Annotated in this window: 7 protein-coding genes and 1 pseudogene (1 of these 8 cut by a window edge); all 8 read left to right on the top strand. The window is 55.6% G+C overall.

The features are described 5' to 3' along the window. Positions 1-566: pseudogene (gene fliM, locus H5U36_08075) on the top strand (flagellar motor switch protein FliM) (it extends 412 nt beyond the left edge of the window). Continuing rightward, a complete protein-coding gene (gene fliY, locus H5U36_08070; GenBank protein MBC7218077.1) occupies positions 563-1,570 on the top strand; it encodes a flagellar motor switch phosphatase FliY in 1,008 nt (335 codons plus the stop codon). Before fliM ends, fliY begins: the two are co-directional and overlap by 4 nt. Continuing rightward, entirely contained in the window at positions 1,567-1,932 is a 366-nt protein-coding gene (locus H5U36_08065) for a flagellar biosynthetic protein FliO (GenBank protein MBC7218076.1), read from the top strand. The genes fliY and H5U36_08065 overlap by 4 nt, the downstream gene beginning before the upstream one ends. A gap of 148 nt (positions 1,933-2,080) precedes the next feature. After that, positions 2,081-2,686, top strand: coding sequence for a flagellar type III secretion system pore protein FliP (gene fliP / locus H5U36_08060; GenBank protein ID MBC7218075.1), 606 nt, complete (start codon positions 2,081-2,083; stop codon positions 2,684-2,686). 5 nt (positions 2,687-2,691) lie between these two features. After that, positions 2,692-2,961: a flagellar biosynthesis protein FliQ gene (gene fliQ / locus H5U36_08055; GenBank protein MBC7218074.1), complete on the top strand. Its 270-nt coding sequence runs from the start codon at positions 2,692-2,694 to the stop codon at positions 2,959-2,961. A 6-nt stretch (positions 2,962-2,967) separates the two neighbouring features. Continuing rightward, positions 2,968-3,735, top strand: coding sequence for a flagellar biosynthetic protein FliR (gene fliR / locus H5U36_08050; protein MBC7218073.1), 768 nt, complete (start codon positions 2,968-2,970; stop codon positions 3,733-3,735). Positions 3,736-3,777: 42 nt separating this feature from the next. Next, the gene (gene flhB, locus H5U36_08045; GenBank protein MBC7218072.1) at positions 3,778-4,845 is read left to right on the top strand and encodes a flagellar biosynthesis protein FlhB; all 1,068 of its coding nucleotides are present in this window, start codon (positions 3,778-3,780) and stop codon (positions 4,843-4,845) included. After that, positions 4,842-5,089: FHIPEP family type III secretion protein (locus H5U36_08040; protein MBC7218071.1), on the top strand; the 248-nt coding region annotated here is incomplete at its 3' end. The genes flhB and H5U36_08040, both read left to right, overlap by 4 nt.

Below are 5,089 nucleotides of genomic sequence, written 5' to 3'. Positions count from 1 at the left end.
GGAATCTCCGTCCCCTCACGGAGATAGAAAACCGCGTCATGCTTGAAGTTGTCGAGCGGCTCATGAGCGCCTTCAAGGAGGCCTGGACGAACATTCACCAGGTGGACCCTCGAGTGGAGACTCTGGAGTCGAACTTAGAGTTCGTCCAGATTGTCTCAGGAAACGACATGGTGGTCCTCTTCTCCTTTGAGATTGAGATGGGAGAGCTAAGTGGGGTTATGACAATTTGCATTCCTTACATCGTGGTGGAACCGATAGCGCAGAAGCTCAGCGCCTCTTTGTGGTTTGCCTCTCGAAGGAGCCATGATGCGAAAGCCCAGGAGAACATCCGGTACTGGATTGAGCGGGTGAAGCTTCCGGTGTGGGTGAAGCTTGGAGAAGCTCACCTCCGTCTTCGGGATCTCTTAGCCCTTGAGGTGGGGGATGTGCTCGTCCTTGAACGGAGGGTTGAAGACCCTCTTGAGATTTACGTGGGGAAGCGGGTGAAGATGCGGGGAGTGCCGGGGCGGAGCGGCCGACGTTTGGCCGTAAAGGTTACGGAGTACGTTGAGGAGGAAGGGGTATGAAAGAGGAAATTTTGCGCCTTGAAGAGCGGGACGTTATCGGGGAACTGGGGAATATCTCCATGGGGTCGGCTGCCACGGCCCTCAGTGGTCTTCTGGGCAAAAGGGTGGAAATTACCGTTCCCCAGGTTGAGGTCGTTGCGAAGGAAAAGGTTCCTGAGCTTTTTCCAGAACGCCATCTCTTGGTCCGGGTAGTGTACCAGGAGGGGCTCCAGGGTGAGAACGTCCTCTTTGTGAAGGAAGAGGATGCCAAAGTTATGGTTAACCTCATGATGGGTGGGGATGGGAAGAGTGGGCTTCCGGAGGAACTTGGGGAGCTTGAGGTGAGCGCAATTTCGGAAGCCATGAACCAGATGATGGGTTCTGCCTGCACGGCGATGTCCGATTTCCTGGGCCGGAGAATCAATATCTCCCCTCCTGAAACCATCTGGCAGGACGCAGAGGCTGTTGAGCGGACCTGGCTTGAGGAGCAGAAGGAGCCCTTTTTCGTCGTTGTCCATTTCCGCCTGGGGATTGAGGACGTCATCGACAGCACCATGCTCCAGATTATCCCTCTCTCCTTTGCCCGGGAGATAGCAAACTTCCTCCTCCCGAAAGAGGAGCCGGTTTCTGTTTCTTCGGAGAAGTCGCAATTTCAGGAAGAGCCGAAGAGAGAGGAAAAGGAGGAGAAGGCAAAAGTCAAAGCGCAGCCGGTGGAGTTTGCAGAATTCAAGAGAAAGAGCGAACCTCAGGGGCGGGGGAATCTCGAGCTCCTCTTTGACGTTACCCTTCCTCTCGTTGTGGAGCTTGGGAGAACCAGGCTTTCGGTGCGGGAGATTCTCGACCTGGGGCCCGGGTCGATTATTGAGCTTGATAAGCTCGCCGGCGAGCCGGTTGACCTCTACGTGAACGACGTCCTCTTTGCCCGGGGAGAGGTTGTGGTTATCGAGGAGAACTTCGGAATCCGGATTACGGAAATTGTGAGCCCTGAAGAGCGGATGCGGAGCATTCGGGAGACACGGATATGATGGAGGTTACCCCTCCTCCCACCTGGACAGAGGGTGTGAGCATTCTTCGCTTCTTCTTGGCTTTCCTTGTGGTGGCAGGGATTCTCTGGGGGACATCGTATCTTTTGCGCCGGTACTCGGGAGGGGCCATTCGCTTTGCCGCATCCCGTTACATGCGGCTTCTTGATGCTTTACCGGTTCGGGGAAACCTCACACTGTACCTCGTTGAGGTGGGGAAACGGGTGATTGTTCTTGCCCATTCAGGAAATGTCGTCCGGGAGGTTGCCGAGCTCGATGTGGAAGATCTCGTGGAACAGCCCAAGGAAGAGGGATTTTCCGGATACCTTGAGCGAATCTTCCGGAAGCCGCCGCCGAAAAGTTAAAGTCTGGGTTGCTGTCCTCTGCGGAGTCCTTCTCTTTGTGGGGCTCTCCCGGGGATGGGCTCAGGAGATTCAGTTTCCGGTGTTCCCTCGAATCACCATTGAGCCCCCAGGGGAAGGAACACCCCAGGACTTTGCCCTATCCCTCCAGATTCTCCTTCTTCTTACCGTTTTGAGCCTTGCTCCGGCTTTCCTTGTCATGGTGACTTCCTTTACCCGAATCGTGGTTGTTCTGGGCTTTGTGCGGAATGCCCTGGGTTCCCAGCAGATTCCTCCAACTCCGGTGCTCGTCGGCCTTGCCCTTTTCCTCACCATTTTCGTCATGGCACCGACCTTTTCCCGGATTCAGAGCGAAGCTCTTACCCCCTACTTTGAAGGGAAAATCTCCCAGAGGGAAGCCTTAGAACGGGGCATTGGGGTTTTACGGGAGTTCATGTTTCGGCAAACGGAAGAGAAAGACCTTGCCCTCATGGTGTCCCTTTCCGGATTGCCCCGTCCGGAAAACCAAGACGACATCCCAACGCATGTTCTTATCCCTGCCTTCATCGTGAGTGAGCTCAAAGCCGCCTTCACCATGGGTTTCCTCATCTACGTTCCCTTCCTCATCATCGACATGGTGGTGGCAAGTATCCTCATGTCCATGGGAATGATGATGCTCCCACCGGTTCTCATTTCCCTTCCTTTCAAGATTCTCCTCTTTGTCCTTGTTGACGGTTGGGCACTCATCACCCGGGGACTTGTGCTGAGCTTTCGGTGAGGCCTATGACCGAAGAACTCGTTTTCACCATTGGGAATGAAGCGCTCCTTGTGGTGCTCAAGATAGCCCTTCCTGTCCTTGGGGTGGCTCTCCTTGTGGGAATTCTCGTGAGCATCTTCCAGGCGGTAACCCAGATTCACGAGCTCACCCTGACTTTCGTGCCCAAAATCCTCGCGGTCCTTGTCATCGGGGCGCTCCTTGGTCCCTGGATGGCCCGCACCCTCCTTGACTTTGCCCGGGAGCTCTTCTGGAACCTTCCTGCCCTCTTTCGGTGAAGGGAGATGTTCGTTTCCTTCAGCGATTTCTTCCTTTTCATCCTTCTTATGATGCGTGCTCTGGGGCTTTTCCTCGTTGCCCCGATTTTCCAGAGCCGTCTCATCCCCCCTCAGGTGAAGATTGGCTTCTCTGCACTCCTTGCCCTCCTTTGCCTTCCCCTGGTGCGGGAAGGAGCGCCGGTTTTCTCCTCGGTTTCCTGGGCGTACCTTGTGGCTCTTTTCAGGGAAATGCTCTTCGGCATCACCTTCGGCATTGTCGCCAACCTCGTCTTTTCGTCCATTCAGATTGCGGGAGAGATCATCGACTTCCAGATGGGCTTTAGCTACGTGAACGTCGTGGACCCTCTCTCAGGTCTTGGGGCTTCGGTAATGGGGCAGTTCTACCTCCTCCTTGCCACCATGTACTACCTTGGGATTGGGGGATACCGTTTGACGATTGAGGGGTTCGTGCGGTCGTTTACCCTTGTCCCTCCCGGGGGATTTGTTGTTCGGACGGACCTTGCGCCTTCTTTCGTGCGTCTTGTGGGGGAAGTGATGCTCCTTGCCCTGCGCCTTGGAGCTCCGATTATCGTTGCCCTTTTCCTTGCCAATCTCACCCTTGCCATTCTCTCCCGAGCCATTCCTCAAATGAACGTTTTCATCGTCGGCCTTCCCCTCAACGTGGGCATTGGCTTTTTCATTGCCCTTGCGACACTTCCTTACCTTCTTCCCCTCTTTGAGGGCGTTGTGGAGCTCTTTATCCGGAGCTTCTTCCACTTCCTCCGGGGTCCTTAAACCTGGCAAGATTTTTTATCAAGGAAACTTGGGGGAGTGGTGATGCCGGCACAGGAAAAGACCGAAGCCCCGACGCCAAGGCGCCGGGAGGAGCTCCGCAGGAAAGGACAGGTTCCGATAAGTGTGGATTTTGCGAGCGGTTTCCACTTTCTCGCCCTCTTTCTCGTTCTTTCCGCACTTTTGCCCTCTTTTGCTTTGAGGCTTCAGGAGTGCTTCTTTGTCCTCTGGACCGAGAAGATTCCTGCTTCTCCTGATTACTCCTGGGTGAATCATATCCTCCGCCTTGGGGGTTCGTACTTTCTCCGGGCCGTGGCGCCTTTCGTGGGGGTGGCGCTCCTTCTGGGGCTTTTCCTTGGCTTTATGCAGACAGGGTTTGTGTTCTCCTTTGAGCGGTTGCGTCCTCGCTTTGAGGTGGTGAACCCCATCCAGGGCATGGTGCGCCTTTTTTCCCTTCGCACCGCAGTGGAGTTCCTCAAAGTCTCTCTCAAGACCTTCCTTGGGGTTCTCCTGGCCTATGCGGTCCTTCGGGGGTCACTTCCTCTTTTTGGGGACCTCCTCAACATGGAGCTTGGGGAAGCCCTCAAAGTAGCAGGGGGGCTGACACGCAAGCTCGGGCTTTACCTTGGGGGTCTCTTCCTGGGGGTGGGGTTTTTCGACCTCTTCTACCAGCGCTTCGAGTACGAGCGGAACATCCGTATGACCCGTGAGGAGCTCAAGGAGGAGTACCGACGGACTGAAGGTGACCCCCTCGTGAAATCCCGCCTTCGGGCCCGCCAGAGGGAGCTCGCCCGCCGGAGGATGATGCAGGAGGTCCCCAAGGCTCAAGTCGTGGTGACAAACCCGGTGCATGTAGCCTGTGCCTTGCGGTACGAGCGGGGGAAAATGCGCGCCCCGGTGCTTGTGGCCAAAGGCAAAAGGCTCCTTGCGGAGAAAATCAAAGCCGTTGCCCGGGAACATGGGGTTCCCATTGTGGAGAATAGAGAAGTGGCCTGGGACCTCTACCGCTTCTGCGAAATTGGCCAGGAGATTCCCCAGTTCCTCTACCGGGCGGTGGCTGAGATTCTCGCCTTTGTGTACCGCCTGCAGGCGGAGAGAGGGAGGAAATTATGAGGGAAGCTTTGGGACGAGTGCTTGAGCGGGGTGCACGATCGAGTGACTTCCTCTTTGCTTTCCTTTTCATTCTCATCGTTCTCATGATGGTGGTTCCCCTCCCCCCGGCTCTGGTCGATTTCCTCCTGAGCTGCAACATCACCCTCTCGGTTATGACCCTCCTTGTGACGACCTACATCACGAACCCCCTGCAGTTTTCAGTTTTTCCGTCTCTTCTCCTTTTTGCCACCCTCTTTCGTCTTGC

Source organism: Candidatus Caldatribacterium sp. (genome assembly GCA_014359405.1).
GTDB classification, from domain to species: domain Bacteria; phylum Atribacterota; class Atribacteria; order Atribacterales; family Caldatribacteriaceae; genus Caldatribacterium; species Caldatribacterium oleiphilum.
This window is presented reverse-complemented; position numbering and strand designations above follow the sequence as displayed.